The 21,673-nt window shown below is 54.7% G+C and carries 19 protein-coding genes; 6 read left to right on the forward strand and 13 right to left on the reverse strand.

Annotated features, from left to right (window positions below; all coding sequences use genetic code 11):
- Window positions 1-5: 5 nt before the first annotated feature.
- Window positions 6-1,511, reverse strand: coding sequence for a CoA-acylating methylmalonate-semialdehyde dehydrogenase (locus tag K5E19_RS09510; protein ID WP_221550990.1), 1,506 nt, complete (start codon window positions 1,509-1,511; stop codon window positions 6-8).
- 292 nt (window positions 1,512-1,803) lie between these two features.
- Between K5E19_RS09510 and K5E19_RS09515 the strand changes: the two genes are divergently transcribed.
- The 3 genes from K5E19_RS09515 (at window position 1,804) to K5E19_RS09525 (ending at window position 4,331) form a co-directional block, all read left to right on the forward strand.
- The gene (locus K5E19_RS09515; protein ID WP_013098260.1) at window positions 1,804-2,637 is read left to right on the forward strand and encodes a MurR/RpiR family transcriptional regulator; all 834 of its coding nucleotides are present in this window, start codon (window positions 1,804-1,806) and stop codon (window positions 2,635-2,637) included.
- A gap of 435 nt (window positions 2,638-3,072) precedes the next feature.
- Window positions 3,073-3,588, forward strand: coding sequence for a DUF2778 domain-containing protein (locus K5E19_RS09520; RefSeq protein WP_221550991.1), 516 nt, complete (start codon window positions 3,073-3,075; stop codon window positions 3,586-3,588).
- A 251-nt stretch (window positions 3,589-3,839) separates the two neighbouring features.
- A complete protein-coding gene (locus K5E19_RS09525) occupies window positions 3,840-4,331 on the forward strand; it encodes a type VI secretion system tube protein TssD (protein WP_062857327.1) in 492 nt (163 codons plus the stop codon).
- A gap of 160 nt (window positions 4,332-4,491) precedes the next feature.
- On the opposite strand, the gene guaA is transcribed toward K5E19_RS09525, so the two are convergent.
- Together guaA and guaB are read right to left on the reverse strand one after the other, a co-directional pair.
- Window positions 4,492-6,069: a glutamine-hydrolyzing GMP synthase gene (guaA, locus tag K5E19_RS09530; protein WP_006811514.1), complete on the reverse strand. Its 1,578-nt coding sequence runs from the start codon at window positions 6,067-6,069 to the stop codon at window positions 4,492-4,494.
- A 67-nt stretch (window positions 6,070-6,136) separates the two neighbouring features.
- Window positions 6,137-7,603 carry an IMP dehydrogenase gene (gene guaB / locus K5E19_RS09535; protein WP_029741666.1) on the reverse strand — a complete coding sequence of 489 codons (1,467 nt, stop codon included), beginning with the start codon at window positions 7,601-7,603 and terminating at the stop codon, window positions 6,137-6,139.
- Window positions 7,604-7,762: 159 nt separating this feature from the next.
- Between guaB and xseA the strand changes: the two genes are divergently transcribed.
- Genes xseA through K5E19_RS09550 form a run of 3 tightly spaced genes read left to right on the forward strand, consistent with a single transcriptional unit; the run spans window position 7,763 to window position 10,565 of the window.
- Window positions 7,763-9,136: an exodeoxyribonuclease VII large subunit gene (gene xseA, locus K5E19_RS09540; RefSeq protein WP_221550992.1), complete on the forward strand. Its 1,374-nt coding sequence runs from the start codon at window positions 7,763-7,765 to the stop codon at window positions 9,134-9,136.
- A gap of 58 nt (window positions 9,137-9,194) precedes the next feature.
- The gene (locus K5E19_RS09545) at window positions 9,195-10,214 is read left to right on the forward strand and encodes a M4 family metallopeptidase (RefSeq protein ID WP_159514687.1); all 1,020 of its coding nucleotides are present in this window, start codon (window positions 9,195-9,197) and stop codon (window positions 10,212-10,214) included.
- Window positions 10,215-10,565, forward strand: coding sequence for a protealysin inhibitor emfourin (locus tag K5E19_RS09550; RefSeq protein WP_006811517.1), 351 nt, complete (start codon window positions 10,215-10,217; stop codon window positions 10,563-10,565).
- Here K5E19_RS09550 and K5E19_RS09555 read toward each other — a convergent pair.
- From K5E19_RS09555 to hisS, 10 genes are all read right to left on the reverse strand, one after another.
- Complete coding sequence (locus K5E19_RS09555) at window positions 10,562-10,783, reverse strand: zinc ribbon domain-containing protein (protein WP_202781856.1); 222 nt, start codon at window positions 10,781-10,783, stop codon at window positions 10,562-10,564. The genes K5E19_RS09550 and K5E19_RS09555 overlap by 4 nt on opposite strands.
- A 50-nt stretch (window positions 10,784-10,833) precedes the next feature.
- Window positions 10,834-11,868, reverse strand: a complete 1,035-nt coding sequence (locus K5E19_RS09560; protein ID WP_221550993.1) for a Gfo/Idh/MocA family oxidoreductase — start codon at window positions 11,866-11,868, stop codon at window positions 10,834-10,836.
- Between the two features lie 58 nt (window positions 11,869-11,926).
- Complete coding sequence (locus K5E19_RS09565) at window positions 11,927-13,471, reverse strand: peptide MFS transporter (protein WP_221550994.1); 1,545 nt, start codon at window positions 13,469-13,471, stop codon at window positions 11,927-11,929.
- A gap of 479 nt (window positions 13,472-13,950) precedes the next feature.
- Window positions 13,951-14,418 carry a DUF6392 family protein gene (locus K5E19_RS09570; protein ID WP_221550995.1) on the reverse strand — a complete coding sequence of 156 codons (468 nt, stop codon included), beginning with the start codon at window positions 14,416-14,418 and terminating at the stop codon, window positions 13,951-13,953.
- Entirely contained in the window at window positions 14,415-16,121 is a 1,707-nt protein-coding gene (locus K5E19_RS09575; RefSeq protein ID WP_221550996.1) for an S-type pyocin domain-containing protein, read from the reverse strand. The genes K5E19_RS09570 and K5E19_RS09575 overlap by 4 nt, the downstream gene beginning before the upstream one ends.
- Before the next feature lie 3 nt (window positions 16,122-16,124).
- Window positions 16,125-16,382: a hypothetical protein gene (locus K5E19_RS09580; protein ID WP_221550997.1), complete on the reverse strand. Its 258-nt coding sequence runs from the start codon at window positions 16,380-16,382 to the stop codon at window positions 16,125-16,127.
- Window positions 16,383-16,978: 596 nt separating this feature from the next.
- Window positions 16,979-18,451: a ribosome biogenesis GTPase Der gene (gene der / locus K5E19_RS09585; RefSeq protein ID WP_221550999.1), complete on the reverse strand. Its 1,473-nt coding sequence runs from the start codon at window positions 18,449-18,451 to the stop codon at window positions 16,979-16,981.
- A 112-nt stretch (window positions 18,452-18,563) separates the two neighbouring features.
- Window positions 18,564-19,742: an outer membrane protein assembly factor BamB gene (gene bamB / locus K5E19_RS09590; RefSeq protein WP_010433943.1), complete on the reverse strand. Its 1,179-nt coding sequence runs from the start codon at window positions 19,740-19,742 to the stop codon at window positions 18,564-18,566.
- A 10-nt stretch (window positions 19,743-19,752) separates the two neighbouring features.
- On the reverse strand, window positions 19,753-20,373 hold the full coding sequence (locus K5E19_RS09595) for a YfgM family protein (RefSeq protein ID WP_221551000.1): 621 nt from the start codon (window positions 20,371-20,373) through the stop codon (window positions 19,753-19,755).
- A gap of 13 nt (window positions 20,374-20,386) precedes the next feature.
- The gene (hisS, locus tag K5E19_RS09600) at window positions 20,387-21,661 is read right to left on the reverse strand and encodes a histidine--tRNA ligase (protein WP_089597811.1); all 1,275 of its coding nucleotides are present in this window, start codon (window positions 21,659-21,661) and stop codon (window positions 20,387-20,389) included.
- Window positions 21,662-21,673: the final 12 nt, after the last annotated feature.

Consider the following 21,673-nt stretch of genomic DNA (forward strand, 5'->3'; position numbering starts at 1 on the left):
TCCTGTCAGCCCAGCGTCGGCATGGAGAACGCAGCGCCTGTCTCCTGCTGCATTTCCGGCCAGCGCGCGGTGATGGTTTTCATTCGGGTGTAGAAGCGCACGCCGTCGCTGCCGTGGACGTTGAGCGCGCCAAAAATCGAGCGCTTCCAGCCGCCGAAGCTGTGGAACGCCATCGGCACCGGGATCGGCACGTTGACCCCCACCATGCCCGCCTGCACCTCTTCGCAGAAGCGGCGCGCGCAGCCGCCGTCGCGGGTGAAAATGGCCGAGCCATTACCATATTCATGGCGGTTAATCAGATCCACCGCGCTGGCGTAATCTGCTACGCGTACCACAGAAAGCACCGGACCGAAGATCTCTTCTTTATAAATGGTCATCTCCGGGGTGACGTTATCGAACAGCGTCGGCCCGACGAAGTAGCCCTGCTCGTGACCCTTCACGCTGAAGCCGCGGCCGTCCACGCGAAGTTTCGCACCCTGCGCTTCCCCGCTGTCGATATAGCCCAGCACCTTGCTGCGGTGCACGGAGGAGATGAGCGGCCCCATTTCGTTTTCCGGCGACTGGTCCAGGCCCGGCCCGACGCGCAGCGCGGCAATCTGTTTCTCCAGCCGGGTGCAGAGTTCATCGGCGGTTTTATCCCCCACCGCCAGCACCACCGAGAGCGCCATGCAGCGTTCCCCCGCCGCGCCGTAGGCCGCGCCCATGATGGCATTGGTCGCCATCTCCATGTCGGCATCCGGCATCAGAATGCAGTGGTTTTTCGCGCCACCCAGCGCCTGACAGCGCTTGCCGTGGGCGGACGCGGTCTGGTAAATGTATTCCGCAATCGGCGTGGAGCCGACAAAGCTCACCGCCTGCACGCGCGGGTCGGTCAGGAGCACGTCAACGGACTCTTTATCGCCCTGCACCACGTTGAACACGCCGTCCGGCAGGCCGGCCTCTTTAAGCAGCTGCGCCAGCGCCAGCGCCAGGGAAGGATCTTTTTCCGACGGCTTCAGCACGAAGGTGTTGCCGGTCGCCAGCGCAATCGGGAACATCCACATCGGCACCATCGCCGGGAAGTTAAACGGCGTGATCCCGGCGCAGACCCCGAGCGGCTGCATCAGCGAGTGGCTGTCGACGCCGGTACCGACGTTCGCAGAGTGTTCGCCCTTTTGCAGATGCGGGATGCCGCAGGCAAACTCCACCACCTCCAGGCCGCGGGTCAGTTCGCCCACCGCGTCGGAGAAGACCTTGCCGTGCTCTTCGCTGATGATGCGGGCCAGGCGATCCATGTTCTCTTCCAGCAGCGCCTTGAAGCGGAACATCACGCGCGCGCGCTTAAGCGGAGCATGGCGCGCCCACGCCGGAAACGCCTGCTGCGCGGCGGCAATCGCCTGTTCGGTTTCCTGCGCCGTACTCATTACCACCTGGCGGATCTGCTCGCCGGTGGCCGGGTTGAAGATCGCCTGAACGCGCTGGCCTGAACCGGTGACACATTCGCCGTGAATAAAATTCGCTACCGTCTCCATCCTTAACCTCTCGCTGTTGATACGTGACTGTTACCTGAACACTGTGTACTGGACACTATATATGAAACAAATATTCCATTTTAAGTTGAAATAAAATAAATGATGATTATTGTGATCAAGGATGGATTTTTATGTTAACAGCCAACAACACTGACGCCGCGTGCGCTATTAAGGAATTTCGGGCGAGGAAATGACTGAAGTTTCTGTTTCATTTTTGCTGCCAGATGGATGGCCGACATTTAAAAGACGCGGTTTTGCGTTTAGAATCATAAGACTGTATTTGGGGGATAAGATGACGACAGCAACCAGCCTGAACGAACTGCAGCAGCAAATCCGCGATCGCTACGATAGCCTGAGCAAGAGGCTGCAGCAGGTCTCCCGCTACGTGCTGGATAATACCAACAGCGTGGCCTTTGATACGGTTGCCGTCATTGCCGAGCGTGCCGACGTGCCGCCCTCGACGCTGATCCGCTTTGCCAACGCCTTTGACTTCACCGGCTTCAACGAAATGAAACAGCTGTTTCGCATGAACCTGGTGGAGGAGACCGCCAGCTACAGCGACCGCGCCCGGCTGTTCCGTGAGATGGAGAGCGAGGCCGTGCCGGAAACGCCGCTCGATATCCTGCAGGAGTTCGCCCGCTCGAACGCGCAGGCGCTACAGCAACTGGCCGCCCGCGCCGAACCGGAAATGCTGGAGCGCGCGGTACAGCTATTGGCCGACGCCGACACCATCTACATCGCCGGGCTGCGCCGCTCCTTTAGCGTCGCGGCCTACCTCACCTACGCCCTGAGCCACCTGGAGTGTCGCCCTATCCTGCTCGACGGCATGGGCGGGATGCTGCGCGAGCAGATCAGCCGCATTAAGGCGCGCGACATCGTGGTGTCGATCAGCTTCTCGCCATACGCGGAAGAGACGGTGATGGTCAGCGAAACCGCCGCCAGCGTCGGCGCACGGCAGATCGTGATTACGGACAGCCAGATAAGCCCGCTGGCGACGTTCAGCGATCTCTGCTTTGTGGTGAAAGAGGCGCAGGTCGATGCATTCCGGTCTCAGTCGGCGACGCTGTGCCTGGTGCAGTCGCTGGTGGTGGCGCTGGCGTATAGGTTAGGTGAAGGGGAGAAATAAGAATTCAGTCGCCATAAACGCTGCACCGATTCTTACACATGAAGGTTTAACGCCATATTAGCGATACTCGTTCAATATGGCTTCCCCATGGCATATCGACAATTGATAATTCCCCGGAATGTTTTCTTTAATGAGCATTTAATTTATTGGCGACTGTGGATGATGCCGTTATCTACAGTGTACGCGACCATGTTTTCCGAAGGTATAGATCTTTCACATTTTGATTTGCGCTGCTCACACATTCCGTACAGGATTTCTTAAAAGGTTGAACTATTTGGTGTACCTAATTATTTGATGTGGATCTACTTTCTAAAACATCATAATCATTTTTAGAGCTAAAACCTTTAAATTCGCATTTTTTGTATGGTTTAATTTTTGATACATGCCCTATTTGCAGATAAGATTAATAATTATCTATACAAGAAAGGATGATACATGACTTTACATGGAAAGTTTACAATAAATGATGCTGACTACTCGCCACTTGCATTTGATGGTATTGGTGTCTTTATGGCATTTTCTGGTAACGGTGCATACAGGAACAAAGGAGCATGTGGAATTATTCCAAACGTTGGACCATTACCAAAAGGTAAATATTATATCGTAGACAGGCCTAAAGTAAGTATGGCTAACAGGTTTAGAGCCTGGGGTGTCGATACATATAAAAGCATTTTTAGTTATCATGTTGATCATTCAGAATGGTTTGCTTTGTTTCGCGATGATGGGAATATAGATGATTCTACATTTTACGAAAGCGTAGCCAGAGGTGGATTTAGGTTACATCCGGGTCAGATATCAGAGGGGTGTATAACGCTACCTGGCCAATCAGATTACAGCAGACTAAGAGATGCACTGTTAAGAACAAAGAAAGAAAAGATTAAGGGCATCGATTTAGAGTCATATGGGACAATTGAGGTAATTATTGGTGGTTATCAAAAAACTTGTCCTTAGTTCCCTTAGAATGATTCTATTCATCGGGATATTCGCCATTGTGTCCTGGTTAGATGTTTCTTACTTAGCTGAACACCCACTAATAAGTAATGAAATAGCCATTAAAATTTCCTATATATTTAGAAACAACCCAACCCCAGAAGATATTTACTATAGTTATGATTATGCATTAATTGCATTTAACATTCTTATCTCTCTCTTTTTTTATATTGTAACAATGAAGTTAGTTCAATTAACAAGGAGTAAATAAAATGCCTATCCCTCCCTATCTGTGGCTAAAAGATGATGGCGGCGCAGATATCAAAGGTTCTGTAGATGTTCAAGATCGTGAAGGCTCTATAGAAGTAATCAGTATGGGTCATGGTGTTAATCTTCCCGTCGATACAGCTAATGGAAAGATCACCGGAACACGTCAACATTCATCATTTAACTTTGAAAAAGAAATTGATAGTTCTAGTCCCTATCTCTACAAAGCAGCTGCCACAGGACAAACACTTAAAAGCGCAGAAGTCAGGTTTTATCATATAAATGATGCTGGCCAGGAGGTGTGTTATTACACCGTCTTGATGGAAAATGTAAAAATAACGGGTGTTAATTGTGGTGTGCCCAATGTTAAATTATCAGGTAATGATAAGTTAAATCATATGGAATCCGTCTCTATGCAATATGAGAAGATCACATGGCGTATTGTAGATGGAAATATCCAATTCTCTGATTCGTGGTACGAGAGGCCAACGGCCTAAATTTCAGTCACGTCCTGTGCCGCATTGCATTTTAGAAACTATGCTCTTTGTTGCTAACAGCTGCCAGAGAGTGCCAGATACAAAAGCAAAAAAGCCCGCAATGACGCGGGCTTAGAGGTACTTTATTGCTTTTACGTGCAGGCTGTTACCAGACGTAAAATCATTCCCACTCAATCGTAGCCGGTGGCTTACCGCTGATGTCATATACGACACGAGATATGCCATTGACTTCATTGATTATTCTGTTAGACACGCGGCCTAAGAAGTCATATGGCAGGTGCGCCCAGTGCGCGGTCATGAAGTCAATGGTTTCCACCGCACGCAGGGAGACAACCCAGTCGTACTTACGACCATCGCCCATCACGCCGACGGAGCGAACCGGCAGGAACACGGTGAACGCCTGGCTCACTTTGTTGTACAGGTCAGCTTTGTGCAGCTCTTCAATGAAGATAGCATCCGCGCGACGCAGCAGGTCGCAGTACTCTTTCTTCACTTCGCCCAGCACGCGCACGCCCAGACCCGGACCCGGGAACGGGTGACGGTAGAGCATGTCGTACGGCAGACCCAGTTCCAGACCGATCTTACGCACTTCGTCTTTGAATAACTCGCGCAGCGGTTCAACCAGGCCCATCTTCATCTCTTTCGGCAGGCCGCCCACGTTGTGGTGAGATTTGATGACGTGTGCTTTACCGGTTGCGGAGGCCGCAGACTCGATCACGTCAGGGTAGATGGTGCCCTGCGCCAGCCACTTCACGTCTTCCAGCTTCAGTGCTTCTTCGTCGAACACTTCCACGAACACGCGGCCGATGATCTTACGTTTCGCTTCCGGATCGTTCTCGCCTTTCAGCGCGTCCAGGAAGCGCTGCTCGCCTTCCACGTGAACGATGTTCAGACCGAAGTGGTCGCCGAACATGTCCATAACCTGCTGGGCTTCGTTGAGACGCAGCAGACCGTTGTCCACGAAGACGCACGTCAGGTTTTTGCCGATGGCACGGTGCAGCAGCATCGCGGTCACGGAGGAGTCCACGCCGCCGGAGAGGCCGAGGATCACTTTGTCATCGCCAACCTGCTGGCGGATACGCTCAACAGCGTCGTCGATGATTTTTGCCGGGGTCCACAGGGCTTCACACTGGCAGATGTCGCGCACGAAGCGCTCCAGCATGCGCATACCCTGACGGGTGTGGGTCACTTCCGGGTGGAACTGCACGCCGTAGAAGCGTTTTTCTTCGTTCGCCATGATGGCGAACGGGCAGCTTTCGGTGCTGGCAACGGTCACGAAGTCAGACGGGATGGCGGTGACTTTGTCGCCGTGGCTCATCCACACGTCCAGCAGCGGTTTGCCGTCTGCGGTCAGGGAGTCTTCGATACCGCGCACCAGCGCGCTGTCGGTGACGACTTCTACCTGCGCATAGCCAAACTCGCGCTCGTTAGAGCCTTCAACGTGGCCACCCAGTTGCATTGCCATGGTCTGCATACCGTAGCAAACGCCGAATACCGGCACGCCAGCTTCGAACACGTACTGCGGCGCGCGCGGGCTGTTCTCTTCGGTGGTGCTTTCCGGGCCGCCGGACAGGATGATGCCGCTTGGATTGAATTCGCGAATCTGTGCTTCCGTGACATCCCACGCCCACAGTTCACAGTAAACGCCCAGTTCACGTACGCGACGCGCCACCAGCTGAGTGTACTGAGAACCGAAGTCCAGGATGAGAATGCGATGTTTATGAATGTTTTCCGTCATTGACGCTAATTCCGAGGCAAGTGAAACAAAAACAGAGCGCCCGGCAGAAGCCGGGCGCGGAAACTTATCAGGAGCCCAGACGGTAGTTCGGGGACTCTTTGGTGATCGTCACGTCGTGAACGTGGCTCTCCTGGATACCCGCACCGCTGATGCGTACGAATTCCGCTTTAGTACGCAGCAGGTCAATGGTACCACAGCCGGTCAGACCCATACAGGAGCGCAGGCCGCCCATCTGCTGGTGAATGATCTCCTTCAGACGGCCTTTATAGGCAACGCGACCTTCGATACCTTCCGGTACCAGTTTGTCAGCAGCGTTATCGGTCTGGAAGTAACGGTCGGAGGAACCTTTGGACATCGCGCCCAGGGAGCCCATACCGCGGTAAGATTTGTAAGAACGGCCCTGGTAGAGTTCGATTTCACCCGGGGATTCTTCGGTACCGGCCAGCATGGAGCCTACCATCACGGCAGCTGCGCCCGCGGCGATCGCTTTAGCGATGTCGCCAGAGAAGCGGATACCGCCGTCAGCGATAACCGGAATACCGGTGCCTTCCAGCGCTTCAACCGCGTCAGACACCGCGGTGATCTGCGGAACACCCACGCCGGTGACGATACGCGTGGTACAGATGGAGCCAGGGCCGATACCCACTTTCACCGCGCTGCAGCCAGCGTCAGCCAGCGCGCGAGCGCCTGCGCCAGTGGCCACGTTGCCGCCGATGATCTGCAGGTCAGGGTATTTAGCACGGGTATCGCGAATACGCTGCAGAACGCCTTCGGAGTGGCCGTGAGAGGAGTCAATCAGCAGGACGTCAACGCCCGCAGCAACCAGCGCGTCAACGCGCTCTTCGTTACCGGCACCAGCGCCAACCGCAGCGCCAACGCGCAGACGGCCATGCTCGTCTTTACAGGCGTTAGGTTTACGTTCTGCTTTCTGGAAATCTTTAACGGTGATCATGCCGCGCAGGTGGAAGCTGCTGTCAACAACCAGCGCTTTTTCAACGCGTTTTTCGTGCATTTTTGCCAGCACCACGTCGCGGGTTTCGCCTTCGCGAACGGTAACCAGACGCTCTTTTGGCGTCATGTACACGCTGACAGGCTGGTTCAGGTCAGTCACGAAACGCACGTCACGACCGGTGATGATACCGACCAGCTCGTTCTCTTCGGTCACAACCGGGTAACCGGCAAAGCCGTTACGTTCGGTCAGAGCCTTCACTTCGTGCAGCGTAGTGGTTGGCAGAACGGTCTGTGGGTCAGACACGATGCCGGATTCATGTTTCTTCACCAGGCGAACTTCTTCCGCCTGACGTTCGATAGACATGTTTTTGTGGATAAAGCCAATGCCACCTTCCTGTGCCAGGGCGATAGCCAGGCGCGCTTCAGTCACGGTGTCCATTGCCGCAGAGAGCATAGGAATGTTCAGGCGAATGGTTTTCGTCAACTGCGTGCTGAGATCGGCAGTATTCGGCAGAACGGTGGAGTGAGCGGGAACGAGGAGGACGTCGTCAAACGTCAGTGCTTCTTTAGCGATACGTAGCATGGGCAATATCTCTGACCTGGGTGGTTAAATATTGCCGTGGCATTATACAGAGCGTAACCGATTGCATCCACACTTTTTTAAAAAAAATGCTTGCGCTCACCTCTCAGCAGGTTACTATCGACTGAATAACTTGCTGATTTAGAATTTGATCCCGCTCACATGTTATCCTCTCAATCCCCCTCAATTTATACTGTCAGCCGCCTTAATCAGACGGTGCGTTTGCTGCTTGAGCAGGAAATGGGGCAGGTCTGGATCAGCGGTGAGATCTCTAACTTCACGCAGCCGTCCTCCGGTCACTGGTACTTTACCTTAAAAGACGACACCGCTCAGGTGCGCTGCGCGATGTTCCGCAACAGCAACCGTCGCGTGACGTTCCGCCCTCAGCACGGCCAGCAGGTTCTGGTTCGCGCCAATATCACCCTGTATGAGCCGCGCGGCGATTATCAAATCATCGTCGAGAGCATGCAGCCTGCGGGCGAAGGCCTGCTGCAGCAGAAGTATGAACAGTTAAAAGCCAGGCTCTCTGCTGAGGGGCTGTTCGACCAGCAGTATAAAAAACCACTGCCCTCCCCTGCACACTGCGTTGGGGTCATCACCTCGAAAACCGGTGCGGCACTACACGATATTTTGCACGTGCTGAAGCGTCGCGACCCTTCCCTGCCCGTCATCATCTACCCGACCGCCGTTCAGGGTGACGATGCGCCGGGCCAGATTGTGCGCGCCATTGAGCTGGCGAACGCCCGTCAGGAGTGCGACGTGCTCATCGTCGGACGCGGCGGCGGCTCGCTGGAAGATTTATGGAGCTTTAACGACGAGCGCGTGGCGCGGGCAATCTTTGCCAGCCTTATCCCCGTGGTGAGCGCCGTCGGCCACGAAACGGACGTGACGATAGCCGATTTTGTCGCGGATCTGCGCGCGCCTACGCCGTCGGCGGCGGCGGAAGTGGTCAGCCGCAACCAGCTGGAGCTGCTGCGTCAGATTCAGAACGGTCAGCAGCGTCTTGAGATGGCGATGGACTACTTCATTGCCAACCGTACCCGCCGCTTTACCCAGCTTCATCATCGTCTTCAGCAGCAGCATCCGCAGCTGCGTCTGGCGCGTCAGCAGACTGTACTTGATCGTCTGCGTCAGCGCATGAACGTTGCGGTGGACGCGCAGCTTAAGCGCGCGGTATCGCGCCAGCAGCGCGTAACGCAGCGCCTGAATCAGCAGAACCCGCAGCCGAAAATTTATCGCGCGCAAACGCGGATCCAGCAGCTGGAGTATCGTCTTGCGGAGACTGTCCGCGCCCGACTGAGCGCTACCCGCGAACGTTTTGGCAATGCGGTGACCCACCTTGAAGCGGTCAGCCCCCTCTCCACGCTGGCGCGCGGCTATAGCGTGACGACGGCAACGGACGGCAAAGTGCTGAAGCAGACCAAACAGGTGAACGCTGGCGATGTGCTGACGACGCGTCTTTCCGACGGCTGGGTAGAAAGCGAAGTGAAATCAATTAAACCGGTGAAAAAGACGCGTCAGCGTAAAACCGGATAATTCTTCGCCGGTTACTTACTATACTGCTGCTATTCCCTTTTTTAATAAGGAGAGCAGCATGCCCCATCTTCATAGCGTTATTCCCCCTTATATTCTTCGTCGTATTATCGAAAGCGGTTCCGAGCCGCAGCAACGCTGTGCCCGTCAGACCTTAACCCACGTCCAGACGCTGATGGCCCACATGCCCGGCAAACCCGCCGCGCCGCACGTGAATAAAGCCGGACAGCTGGAGCGCGATATTTACGACGCGAAGCAAACCCAGGAGCTGCCGGGTACGCAGGTGCGTTACGAAGGCCAGCCGTCGAACGGCGATGTGGCGGTGGATGAAGCCTACGATTATTTGGGTATTACGCATGATTTCTTCTGGAAAGAATATCAGCGTGATTCGCTCGATAATAAAGGGCTTATTTTGACCGGCACCGTACATTATGGCCGGGAATATCAGAACGCCTTCTGGAACGGTCAGCAGATGGTATTCGGCGACGGTGACGGGGAAATATTTAACCGCTTTACCATCGCCATCGACGTGGTGGCGCACGAGCTGAGCCACGGCGTGACCGAGACCGAAGCCGGCCTTATCTATTTTGAACAGTCGGGCGCGCTGAACGAGTCTCTGTCGGACGTGTTTGGCTCGCTGGTCAAACAGTACCATCTGAAGCAAACCGCCGATAAAGCTGACTGGCTCATTGGTGAAGGGCTGCTGGCAGCAGGAATTAACGGCAAAGGGCTGCGCTCAATGTCTGAACCCGGCACCGCCTATGACGATCCTCTGCTCGGCAAAGACCCGCAGCCTGCGCACATGAAAGACTTCATTAAAACGCGCGAGGATAACGGCGGCGTGCATCTGAACTCCGGCATCCCTAACCGGGCGTTTTATCTGGCCGCGACGGCGATCGGCGGCTACGCCTGGGAAAAAGCGGGTTATGCCTGGTACGACACGGTTTGCGATCGCAATCTGGCGCAGGATGCGGATTTTGAGGCCTTCGCAAAACTGACGATCGCGCACGGAGAGAAACGCTCCGGCAGCGACGCTGGTGCGGCCATTAAACAAGCCTGGGAACAGGTGGGAGTGTTGTAAATGCAGGTTCCGGAACTGACGGATGACGCCGTGGTTGAGCTGGCCCGGGAAGGCGGCGTCGCTTTTATTCCCAAGCTGAGCGGGCAGCGTACCATCGCGCTTTCGTCGCTCAATGAGGCCCAGCGCCAGCGCCTGGTGAGCATCCTGGAGCAGGCTTTTCCACGCGGCCAGCCGCCGGGGCAAGCCTCTTCCCCCGGCAGCGGCGACCAGCGCTATTTCCGCATCCAGATTATCTGGACCGGGCAAAATCAGGCGCACTACGCCGATATCATCGTGCTTGTGCCCGAGCAGGAAGCGCCCGAGTCGCTGGTCGAGCTGTGGCAGAAAGGCGAAGGCTGCGTGTGCGATTAACCTTCGGCCCGAACAAATTCCACGCGTTTTTTAGAGATAAGACCGTGGCCATTCTGGCAGAAATAGTCCACCGCCCCGCAGGCTTTTAATACCTGAAGTGGCTGATGGCACTCCGGGCAGCGGGCTTCAAGCGCAATATCCTTATTACAGCTGTCGCAGTGCGCTACCCCGTTCAGGGGCTCCAGCGGTGCCTGGCAATCCGGGCAGGTAATCGTCATGGTGACTCCTTTAAAGCGTTCAGATCTGCGGTAATTTTACCACGTTACGTTCAGTGCGGGCCACGCAGCTGCTGCTGTAACGCCAGCAGCAGCGTCACTTCCTCTATCCTGCGGCGCGTCGTGCGGCTCACCTCGTGCGGATCCCGTTCAAACAGGCTGTTGGCACCCAGGATATGCTCTGCAAGACAGTGCTCGTAGATCGTGCCGGGAATGTTCCAGCGTTGACGCGTGTCGCCATTTATCAGCTCCAGCACATCTTCTGCGCCGCGTCGGTCATGGTTGATGATGCGCCCGTCACGCAGATAAAAACGTAAACCTTTTTGCCCACCCGCAGGGCCCGCGTATTTGTTAAGCCAGATATCCACCGGCACGCCGCTGATTTGCCCCTGAAGATGCGCCTCGCCTTCCGCCGTGGTCAGGTCGCCTTTTGCAATATCGCGACCCAGGCGGTCTTTAGCCGTGACGACCCGCAGCGTCATCTCATCATTCCCTCCCAGATAGCGCACCGTTTCGCGCAGCATCGCCAGCACGTGCGTACCGATATCCAGAATCACGCCATCAGGGTGGCGAAGCGTACGCGCGTCCGGCTCGCCCGTGGCAAAGTTAAGCGCGATGGGCTCCCCTGCAGCGTTATATCCGCTCGGCTCCTGCAAAAAACCGTCGATTTTGACGATGTCTGAGATATCGCCCACCAGCGACCGCTTCACCGTTTCGATGCGCGCCATCCAGTGGTCGAGCGCCAGCACGCGGGAGGCGGCATCGGGGTTAGCCAGCAGCGCGTTGAGTTTTTCTATTTGGGGAAGCGTGGCGACAATCGGTTTTTCAACCACGATGCGGGAAACCGATGAGGCGAGAGCGTGTTCAAGCACCTCAAGATGGTGCAGCGACGCCGTGGTAATAAACAGGGTATCAAGCGGCTGGGAGAGGAGTTCAGCCAGTGTGGCACAGCGCGTTACGCCCTCCGGCTGTTTTACGAGCTGGATATCAAAACCCAGACAGTGAGGGAGATTATCAAAGCGTTTTCGTATTGCGGGCAGGTAAGCTGTTTCAACGACTGCGCCAAGACCAACAAACCCTAACAGCATGTTCTTACCTCGTCGAATAAATTGCCGGGGCATAACGCCGCCCCGGCAAGCTCGAGGTTTATGAGGCGTTAGCTGCCGGTTTAGTCTGCGCATTTTCCAGCATGCGGCGCACCGGAACAATGAGGACGATCAGTACCGCGGCACAAATCAGCAGCGCGACGGAGCAGCGAGCAAAGAGATCCGGCAGCATATCCAGCTGATCGGCCTTCACGTGACCGCCAATCAGGCCCGCCGCCAGGTTACCCAGCGCGCTGGCGCAGAACCACAGCCCCATCATCTGGCCGCGCATTCTTTCCGGCGCCAGCAGCGTCATGGTCGCCAGACCGATCGGGCTCAGGCACAGCTCCCCGAGCGTCAGCATCAGAATACTGCCCACCAGCCAGAACGGCGAAACGCCTGCCCCACCGTTGTTCAGCACGTTCTGTGCGGCCAGCATCATCAGGCCAAAACCTGCCGCGGCGCACAGAATACCAATAACAAACTTGGTGATGCTGCTCGGGCGAATGTTTTTGCTCGCGAGCTTCGGCCATGCCCAGCTGAACACCGGGGCCAGCAGGATGATGAACAGGGCGTTGATCGACTGGAACCACACCGCCGGGATTTCAAAATCGCCAATCATGCGGTTAGTGTAGTCGTTTGCAAACAGGTTGAACGACGTTGGCTTTTGCTCAAACGCAGACCAGAAGAACGCGGCGGAGACCAGCAGGATAAAGCAAACCAGCAGTCGGGCGCGCTCTTTGCGATTCAGACCTGCGAAAAGGAACAGGTAGATAAAGTACAGCGCAACGGACGCGGCAATCACGTAGACCAGCACGCTGGCTACCGCGACTGGGTTAATCACAATCACGCCCTGCGCGATCAGCGTCACGATAACTGCCACGCCGACAGCCAGCACCAGCAGCCATGCGCCCACGCCGTTGCGTTTCACTACCGGGCTGTTCCAGGTGGAGTCGAGGCCGACTTCACCGTCATAGCGTTTCATTGCCGGAACGGCAAACAGGCGGAAGATAATCAGCGCCACCAGCATCCCGATGCCGCCAATACCAAAGCCCCAGTGCCAGCCGTGGGTTTTGATCAGCCAGCCGGAAATCAACGGCGCGATGAACGAGCCCATGTTGATACCCATATAGAACAGCGAGAAACCGCCGTCACGACGCGCGTCGCCTTTTTTATACAGGGTGCCGACCATCACCGAGATACAGGTCTTAAACAGCCCGGAGCCAAGCACGATGAACATCAGGCCGATAAAGAACAGGTTGTTCCCCATCACCGCTGAAAGCGCGATCGACAGGTGACCGAGCGCAATCAGGATCGAACCGTACCAGACGGCTCTCTGCTGACCCAGCCAGTTATCGGCCAGCCAGCCGCCCGGCAGCGCGGCCAGGTACATGGTACCGGCAAAGATACCGACAATCGCCGAGGCGTTTTCACGCGCCAGACCCATCCCGCCGTCATAGACGGTGGCGGCCATAAACAGGATCAGTAACGGACGAATGCCGTAAAACGAGAAACGCTCCCACATCTCGGTGAAGAACAGGGAACCGAGCGGATACGGATGGCCGAAGAACGTTCGGCTCTCTTTTGGATTAACAGAGGATTGCATAATTCTCCCGAAAAGGTATGTGTCGTGCTTGTAAACACCAGTAAGTACGCCGGTCTGTTACGTATCAGACCGATTTTTTACATGTGGCGAAAAATTAGTTAACCATTTGATAACCAGACGCTAGTTTTGTCCAGTACTGAACCCTGGACTTTAAGACGAAAATTCGATGATTGTCTACTTTTCTGGATTTAAAGATGGTTGGGAGTGAATAGTGATTGACTTCACACAGGGTTAGCCATTGCTGTGAAAGCGCAAAAAAAACCGCGACGGAGGCGGGTTTTAGGGAAATTGGCAATGTTTATTTATTGTAATAAAAGAATTTTTCAAACAAGGAAATTAGCTTGTGTACACGAAAAACAACAGTGTCTATCTATTTTGTGCAATCAGCGAGCAATACCCCATCCTGTGTATTTTCCGCACTACTTAAAACCAACCATTCAAAACATGCCACCAGCGGTAAGCTGGTGGCCGAATAAGAATTACCAGCGTAATTCCGAAGTAGGGAAAAATGAGACCGACTGTACCACTTCATTCATATCGTATCTGACTTGCATACTAACAGGGCTATGCAACCCGTTTATTGCATACAGGTCCGCACGCCCGATATCTCGTTTCATAACTACTTTAGGGGGCATGCTGCGTATTGGCTGCCCAAAAACAGCATGAACCCTTCCTATTGTCATATTTTTCTCAAGCCCAAAGGGTAAATCGTTAGGAAAATCCCAGTTTTTAATTTCAGGCCGCTGCAGATTCAAGATCACATCTTGAAGAATTCTTCCCTCTCTCTTAAATGACAGATAAACCCCCTCTAAAGCCATATCAAGACTAATATCATATGCCCCTGAAAATCCGGTTGGCGGGGTCTTATAGGGAATAAGTTTAGCATCACGTAAGTCACTATATGACTTACCCAGACTATGGATTAACACTTCTACATTCACGGTCATTTGTACAGTCCCACGTCACTATTTAGATTATGTATTTTCGTTCTGGCCGCTTCTAACTGTCCCTCTGTCGCACCATGCTCTTTCAACGCCGGTTTGATAGCGTCCAGATTATGATCCACCGCAGCCCGTAAGTTACGCGAGTCCAGTTCGATTTGCGCCGGTGTATTTCGCCCGCCGTAAGTTTCACTGATCTTCTGATGCACCTCTTTAGGAACAATAATTGCAGCCACATTCTCAGCCAAGGCATCCAATTCGGAAGGTCTCAAGTCAGGATTATCTCGGGCAAGAGCCACACGAACTGCTGCCGCCGACGGCATGTGATCCGCCTCATACATCCCCTGCCGCGAACGACGTTTAAAGTCACTGTATAACTCGACCTCCAGAAACTCCACTGGCGGTTTGCTCAGGTAGATATATATTGGCGGCAGGTCAGGGAACGGCAGGATTAGAATGTAATCCGCGAAACTCTTTTCCTCCGGGGCCGGGCTGGTGGTCGCCGATATGCCGGTATTATCCGGCATTGGGTCAACAATCACCGGGTTCGGCAGCACAGGCCGCGTCTGGTTGCCGGTATTCCACGGCGTTTTCTCGTCTGTCCGGTCAGGCGTCCACACGATGGTGATGCGCGGTTCTTCCTCCGTGGTGAAGGTGTATGCCTGCGCGCTACTGTCGTACTCCATTTTTCTGACGCGAACATTATCCCGGCCTGGCGGCGTGTGCCAGCCATGCGGCACCGGGTTCCCCCTGCTGTCGTTCTCCCACGTATAGCGAACACGGCTCGGGGCTTCACGCATCTGCGCCAGGCGCATGCGGTCAATATAATCCTGTTCGCCGTCGTTCAGCCTGCCGGGCATCATACCCACCAGCAGTCCGACCACGGGAGCACCCGCTCCGGCGGCAGCTATCTCACCCAGCCCGGCGGCACCGCGTACCGCCCAGGTGCCGTATGTCAGCGCCCTGCCGCTTATCAGTTCCAGCAGGCTTGCGCCTGCTGTGGCCGTCTGTGCGCGTGCAGCGGCAGCTGCGGCGGCAACGGCGGCCTGATAATCCATCTCCTCATGGTTACCGTTCCACCAGCGATACAGGGCGCTGCGTTTCTTCGGTTTGGGGATATCGTCTGGCTTTTTCTTTCTTGCGGTTTGGGCGTGCTGCGGGGCATCTGAATCGGTTGCCGGGTCGCTGACGGGCATGGCCTGAAAAAATGCCATATCAGCAAAATGGGTGTGGGGTTCGCGCTGGTCACCGGCATCATTGCAGCCTTCACCGCGAAGGCAGGATTTTGCAAATACCCGGTTACGCTCCCTTTCCTCCTCTCTGCGTTTTTCCTCCCTCTCCTGCTCTGCCCTGCGTTCGGCCAGCACCGCGGCGTGCTTTTCCCTGGCAATTTTTTCCGGTGATGGCCCACTACCCAACCAGTCCCCTACTGGCGCGATGATGAAATTTGTTCCCGGCGGGCATCCACACATGACGTTAGAGCGATCGACTGCGGCGGCAACACCATAGAATTTTACACGGGGTTCACCATCGAGAATGGTTCCGGGCTTTCCGCATTTTTTACAGGGTGTGGTTTTATCACCAACCCTGATAACCCCTCGCCCGTGTTCGGTACAGTTCGGCAGGGACCCAATACAGGTTGCCCCGGTAGAGGTTTTATCTCCTGTCAACGCCTGCCCACGCCCGTAATTATCGGTTCGATATCCCATGCGTTACGCTCCGGTAACTGTCAGAAAATCCTCCCCTGACGTAATCCCTCCACGCCTGACCAGGTAAATATGCCCTTGCGGGATACTGATAATTTCATCGCCGTTAGCTTTCACAAGGTGTTTCCGTTCCTGTTCCCTTCCCTCTGCGATTATCGCGCGTACTCCATCGTCCATTGCGGCGATTTCTTCCGCTGTAAATGGCGATTTTGCCTGCTGGGCTTTTATTTCTGGCGTTAATTCGTTGGTGCATTGCTGATTCATATAAATTCCCTTTAATTCCAGCCAATTAAAAATTCAAATAATTCTACTATGAATAAGGGTTTATCATTTTTATTCAGCATTTTTGGTTCATATCGAATAATCAAATAATTTCCTGACAAGAAATAATTACCATGAATATTGATATGTAATTTTCAGTGGTATTTGAATTACGCTTTACGCTATTAAGTATCCTCTGGCAGGGATTGCGGTATACCGCTTCCGCTGCGCGCATCCACCGCTTCTTTCGTTATAACTACGCAATAAAAATAGCTCCTTTTTTAATAGGCCAACTTAAATTAAGGGATTTCTTTCTGCCCGATTGCCATCGGAACATATTCATTTACAAGCACGTAGAATTAGCGGCGGTTCCATCTGGCGATGAGTTAGCGATGGCATAACTTATCGGCTTCTCGCAGCACAATAGTATCGGCCCCTGACCGCCAGCCAAGGCGTGCAGTTCATTCCAGATATGGGGGACATCCTACTCCCGAAACCATCGAAGATGGCCGCGATTCGTTATGCTATCTCAGACAAAAAAAACCCGCATGGTTAGCGGGTTTAGGTAATGCATCAAACTTAGTGAGGCCTGATGATGATTATTTGCTTTTCTTAATGTGCTTAATCAAACGCTTACGCTTACGCATCTGGTTTGGCGTCAGGGTATTACGCTTGTTAGCAAACGGGTTTTCCCCTTCCTTGAACTGGATGCGGATAGGCGTACCCATCACGTCCAGCGATTTACGGAAGTAGTTCATCAGATAGCGCTTGTAGGAATCCGGCAGGTCTTTCACCTGGTTGCCGTGGATCACCACGATTGGCGGGTTATAACCACCGGCGTGGGCATATTTCAGCTTCACGCGACGGCCGCGCACCAGCGGCGGCTGATGGTCTTCCGCAGCCATATTCATGATGCGCGTCAGCATCGCGGTGCTCTGACGACGGGTGGAGCTGTCGTAGGCTTCGCGAACGGATTCGAACAGGTTACCGACGCCGCTGCCGTGCAGCGCAGAGATAAAGTGCACGCGGGCAAAGTCGATAAAGCCCAGACGGAAGTCGAGGGTCTCTTTCACCTGCTCGCGCACTTCGTTGCTCAGGCCATCCCACTTGTTGACCACGATCACCAGTGAGCGCCCACTATTCAGAATAAAGCCGAGCAGAGAGAGATCCTGGTCGGAGATCCCTTCACGCGCATCGATAACCAGCAGCACCACGTTGGCATCTTCAATCGCCTGCAGGGTTTTGATAACGGAGAATTTCTCCACCACATCGGTGATTTTCCCGCGCTTACGCACGCCCGCGGTGTCGATGAGGACAAACTCACGTTCATCGCGCTGCATAGGGATGTAGATACTGTCACGGGTGGTGCCCGGCATGTCGTAAACGACGACGCGCTCTTCACCCAGAATACGGTTAGTAAGCGTAGACTTACCTACGTTTGGACGACCGACGATGGCCAGCTTGATCGGCAGATCCTGCGGGTTGAAGGTGTCTTCAGGCTCTTCTTCGCCCTCTTCACCTTCTTCAAACTGCGCCCAATACTCAGCGTCTTCGTCCACTTCTTCCGGCGGGTTCACTTCGTCAACCCACGGTAGCAGCACGGTTTCCAGCAGGCTGGTTACACCACGGCCATGCGATGCCGCAATGGGGTAGATGTCACCCAGACCTAAAGACCAGAAATCCGCAACGGCCTGATCGGCATCGATACCGTCAGTTTTGTTCGCGACCAGGAAAGTTGGTTTTTCGCGCGAACGCAGGTGTTTGGCAATAGCGGAGTCCGCCGGCATCAGGCCAGCGCGCGCATCTACCATGAACAACACTACATCCGCTTCTTCAATCGCCAGCAGCGACTGCTCCGCCATGCGGGTTTCAACGCCGTCTTCTGTACCGTCGATACCGCCGGTATCAATACAGATGAACTCGCGTCCTTCCACCTCTGCACGACCGTACTTACGGTCACGCGTCAGCCCCGGGAAATCCGCAACCAGCGCATCACGGGTGCGTGTTAAACGGTTAAAAAGAGTGGATTTTCCAACGTTAGGGCGCCCGACAAGCGCGACCACAGGTACCATGTTTGAAGCCTCATAAAATTCAAATAAACGTCGCTTTTGCGGCGTTTTTAAAAATGTCAAAACGGCTCCTGAGTGAACAGGAGCCGTTTAGTATACTACAACCGCCGGGTAATTAACGCGTGATCGCGTACAGCGTGCCGTCTTTTGCCTGAATCAGCAGTTTGCCGTCAGCGACTACCGGATCGGTCAGGAAACCAGAACCATCAACTTTTTGCTGTGCAACAAAGCGACCGTTTTCTGGATCAATCCAGTGCATATACCCTTCGCTGTCACCAACCACCAGGCTGCCGTTGTACAGGGCTGGCGCGGTCAGCAGGCGGTGCAGCAGATCGCTCTGCGTCCACAGCGTCACGCCGCCTTCGGTGCTCAGCGCCAGCAGGCGATCGTTCTGGTCAACCATATAGATGCGGTTACCGTCAACGATGAAGTCATTCACGGAGCCCAGCTCACGTTTCCACATGATCTGGCCGCTGCGCAGATCCAGCGCGGTCAGGTTGCCGTTATACGCCAGCGTATAAACAACACCGTCAACAATGACCGGCGTGGTGTCCACGTCGCTCAGACGGTCGATTTCTGTTGAACCGGTCGCCTGGGAGATACGCTGCTGCCAAATCATCTGGCCCTGCTGCATCAGCACCGCGCTCACACGGCCGTTATCACCGCCAACAATCGCAGCACCGAAAGCCGTTGCCGGGGCGGATTCACCACGCAGAGACAGCGCTGGCATATCCAGGTTAACGGTCCATTTCACCAGACCGTCCGCTTCGTTCAGTGCCTGCAGCTGGCCGTTGCTGGTATGGATCAGCACCAGGCCATCACTCACCACAGGACGAGACAGAGACTCACCGGCAACGGTCGTTTGCCATGCAACAGAACCGTCACTGGTGTTCAGCGCATAAACCTGCGCTTTTTCGCTTCCCACGTAAACGTGACCGCCAGCGACGGTCAGGCCGCCGGAAAGCAGCGCAGGTTTACGGGAGAACCAACCGTCTTTTTCCGCCAGGTTGACGGACCAGACTTCTTTCCCGTCATCGGCGTTCACCGCTTTCACGGTACCTTTGCGGTCAGCGGCATAGACAACGCTGTCCGCATACGCCGGATGCAGGTTGGAATAGAAATCACCAATCCCACTGCCCACGGAGACGTCCCACGCGGTGGATGGGGTAAACTGGTTTTCAACCGTTGGCAGCGGGGACATTTTTACAACATCTTCTTCGCCACTGAACAGTGAACAACCACTCAATAACGTAACAGAAAGCAGTCCTGGCAGAAGTAATTTACGCAATTGCATCGGGTCCCTCTCAGACGGACAAATTATTTATTTTCATCTGCATCATTTCGCTCAGCGCAGGTGAAGCTTTGCTATCTACGCCAGCTTGCCACGCTTTACGCGCGCCCGCTTTGTCACCTTTGCTCAGCAGTGCTTCACCGCGCAAATCAGCAACGATGGCAGCAAAACCGTCGCCTTTGATGGTATCGAGCGTTTTCAGCGCGTAATCGACTTTTTTCTGCTGAACCTGGATACGTGCCAGACGCAGGTTGATCACTGCTTTCAGGTTTTCATCGCTTGCAGCAGCAAGGCCCTGAGTCAGTTGTGCAGCGGCTTTGTCCAGTTCGTTTTTATCAACGTACTGCTGAGCCACTTCCAGCGCGGCCAGCGCGCCGTAGGTGTTTTTGTTGTCAGCCGCAAATTTCTCCGCTGCCGTCAGCGTTTGCGGCTGGTCGGCACGAATTGCGCTAACGGTATTTTCGTAGCTCAAAGACGAACCGCGAGCGGCATCAGCCTGATGGTTGTTCCAGTAGCGCCAGCCTACCAGCGCACCTACACCCAAAATAACCCCAACAACCAATGCTTTGCCGTTTTCAGCAAAGAAGCGTTTAATCGCGTCGACCTGGTCGTGTTCGTTCTCGTACATTTCCACGCAGTCTTTCTCCTTAGCCCAATAGAGTGCGCAAGTGCGCCGCAACGCCGTCCTGCGTTACCGTTGTTTGCTCACCAGAGCGCAGGTCTTTCACTACCACTTCGCCGTTAGCCACTTCGGACTCGCCCAGCACCAGTGCAATACTTGCGCCCCACTTATCGGCACGAGCAAACTGTTTTTTGAAGTTGCCGCCGCCATGGTTGGTCATCAGCTTAACGCCCGGCAGCGCATCGCGCACGCGTTCGGCAAGCTGCATCGCCGCAGACTGCGTATCCGCACCTGAGGCCACCAGGTATATATCGACAACGGAATCTGCTTTAAATTCCGGATTAACTGCCTGAACCAGCAAAACAAGTCGCTCAAGACCCATCGCGAAGCCAACAGCAGGCGCTGCGCGACCGCCAAGTTGCTCAACCAGACCGTCATAACGACCGCCCGCACATACGGTACCCTGCGAACCGAGGCTGGTAGTTACCCACTCAAACACGGTGCGGTTGTAGTAGTCCAGACCGCGCACCAGGCGCTGGTTCACGGTATAGGCAATGCCTGCCGCTTCAAGCAGCTTGCACAGGCCCGCGAAGTGTTCGCGAGATTCTTCATCCAGGTAGTCACCCAGGGCAGGCGCATCGTTCAGCAGTGCCTGAACGTCTGCGTTTTTGGAATCAAGAACGCGCAGCGGGTTGCTGTACATGCGGCGTTTGCAGTCTTCGTCCAGCTTCTCTTTATGCTGTTCCAGGAACGCCACCAGCGCATCGCGGTAGTTAGCGCGAGCTTCCAGAGAACCGATAGAGTTCAGCTCAAGGGAAACGTGATCGGCGATACCGAGGGCACGCCACCAGCGGGCGGTCAGCATAATCAGTTCGGCGTCAATATCCGGGCCCTGCAGGCCAAAGACTTCCACACCCAGCTGATTGAACTGGCGATAACGACCTTTCTGCGGACGTTCGTGGCGGAACATCGGGCCGATATACCACAGGCGCTGCTCCTGATTGTACAGAAGACCATGTTCGATGCCGGCGCGTACGCAGCCCGCCGTACCTTCCGGACGCAGGGTCAGGCTGTCGCCGTTGCGGTCCTCAAAGGTGTACATCTCTTTTTCAACCACGTCGGTCACTTCGCCGATCGCGCGTTTGAATAACGGGGTCTGCTCTACAATCGGCAAACGGATTTCGCTGTAACCGTAGCTGCCGAGCACCTGCTTCAGTGTGCCTTCAATGCGCTGCCAGATGGCGGTTTCGCCAGGCAGATAATCGTTCATGCCGCGGATGGCTTGAATGTTTTTTGCCACGTTTATTCTCTT

The sequence above is a fragment of the Enterobacter sp. RIT637 genome (assembly GCF_019718755.1).
In the GTDB taxonomy this organism is placed as follows: domain Bacteria; phylum Pseudomonadota; class Gammaproteobacteria; order Enterobacterales; family Enterobacteriaceae; genus Enterobacter.

What these genes read in the sequence shown, in the direction of transcription:
- K5E19_RS09575 (WP_221550996.1), bottom strand. Translation starts at nt 16,121, where the DNA reads ATGGGATATCGAACCGATAATTACGGGCGTGGGCAGGCGTTGACAGGA.
- K5E19_RS09565 (WP_221550994.1), bottom strand. Translation starts at nt 13,471, where the DNA reads ATGCAATCCTCTGTTAATCCAAAAGAGAGCCGAACGTTCTTCGGCCAT.
- K5E19_RS09520 (WP_221550991.1), top strand. Translation starts at nt 3,073, where the DNA reads ATGACTTTACATGGAAAGTTTACAATAAATGATGCTGACTACTCGCCA.
- K5E19_RS09525 (WP_062857327.1), top strand. Translation starts at nt 3,840, where the DNA reads ATGCCTATCCCTCCCTATCTGTGGCTAAAAGATGATGGCGGCGCAGAT.
- guaA (WP_006811514.1), bottom strand. Translation starts at nt 6,069, where the DNA reads ATGACGGAAAACATTCATAAACATCGCATTCTCATCCTGGACTTCGGT.
- K5E19_RS09555 (WP_202781856.1), bottom strand. Translation starts at nt 10,783, where the DNA reads ATGACGATTACCTGCCCGGATTGCCAGGCACCGCTGGAGCCCCTGAAC.
- K5E19_RS09510 (WP_221550990.1), bottom strand. Translation starts at nt 1,511, where the DNA reads ATGGAGACGGTAGCGAATTTTATTCACGGCGAATGTGTCACCGGTTCA.
- guaB (WP_029741666.1), bottom strand. Translation starts at nt 7,603, where the DNA reads ATGCTACGTATCGCTAAAGAAGCACTGACGTTTGACGACGTCCTCCTC.
- K5E19_RS09550 (WP_006811517.1), top strand. Translation starts at nt 10,215, where the DNA reads ATGCAGGTTCCGGAACTGACGGATGACGCCGTGGTTGAGCTGGCCCGG.
- K5E19_RS09580 (WP_221550997.1), bottom strand. Translation starts at nt 16,382, where the DNA reads ATGAATCAGCAATGCACCAACGAATTAACGCCAGAAATAAAAGCCCAG.
- K5E19_RS09570 (WP_221550995.1), bottom strand. Translation starts at nt 14,418, where the DNA reads ATGACCGTGAATGTAGAAGTGTTAATCCATAGTCTGGGTAAGTCATAT.
- K5E19_RS09545 (WP_159514687.1), top strand. Translation starts at nt 9,195, where the DNA reads ATGCCCCATCTTCATAGCGTTATTCCCCCTTATATTCTTCGTCGTATT.
- K5E19_RS09560 (WP_221550993.1), bottom strand. Translation starts at nt 11,868, where the DNA reads ATGCTGTTAGGGTTTGTTGGTCTTGGCGCAGTCGTTGAAACAGCTTAC.
- K5E19_RS09515 (WP_013098260.1), top strand. Translation starts at nt 1,804, where the DNA reads ATGACGACAGCAACCAGCCTGAACGAACTGCAGCAGCAAATCCGCGAT.
- xseA (WP_221550992.1), top strand. Translation starts at nt 7,763, where the DNA reads ATGTTATCCTCTCAATCCCCCTCAATTTATACTGTCAGCCGCCTTAAT.
- bamB (WP_010433943.1), bottom strand. Translation starts at nt 19,742, where the DNA reads ATGCAATTGCGTAAATTACTTCTGCCAGGACTGCTTTCTGTTACGTTA.
- der (WP_221550999.1), bottom strand. Translation starts at nt 18,451, where the DNA reads ATGGTACCTGTGGTCGCGCTTGTCGGGCGCCCTAACGTTGGAAAATCC.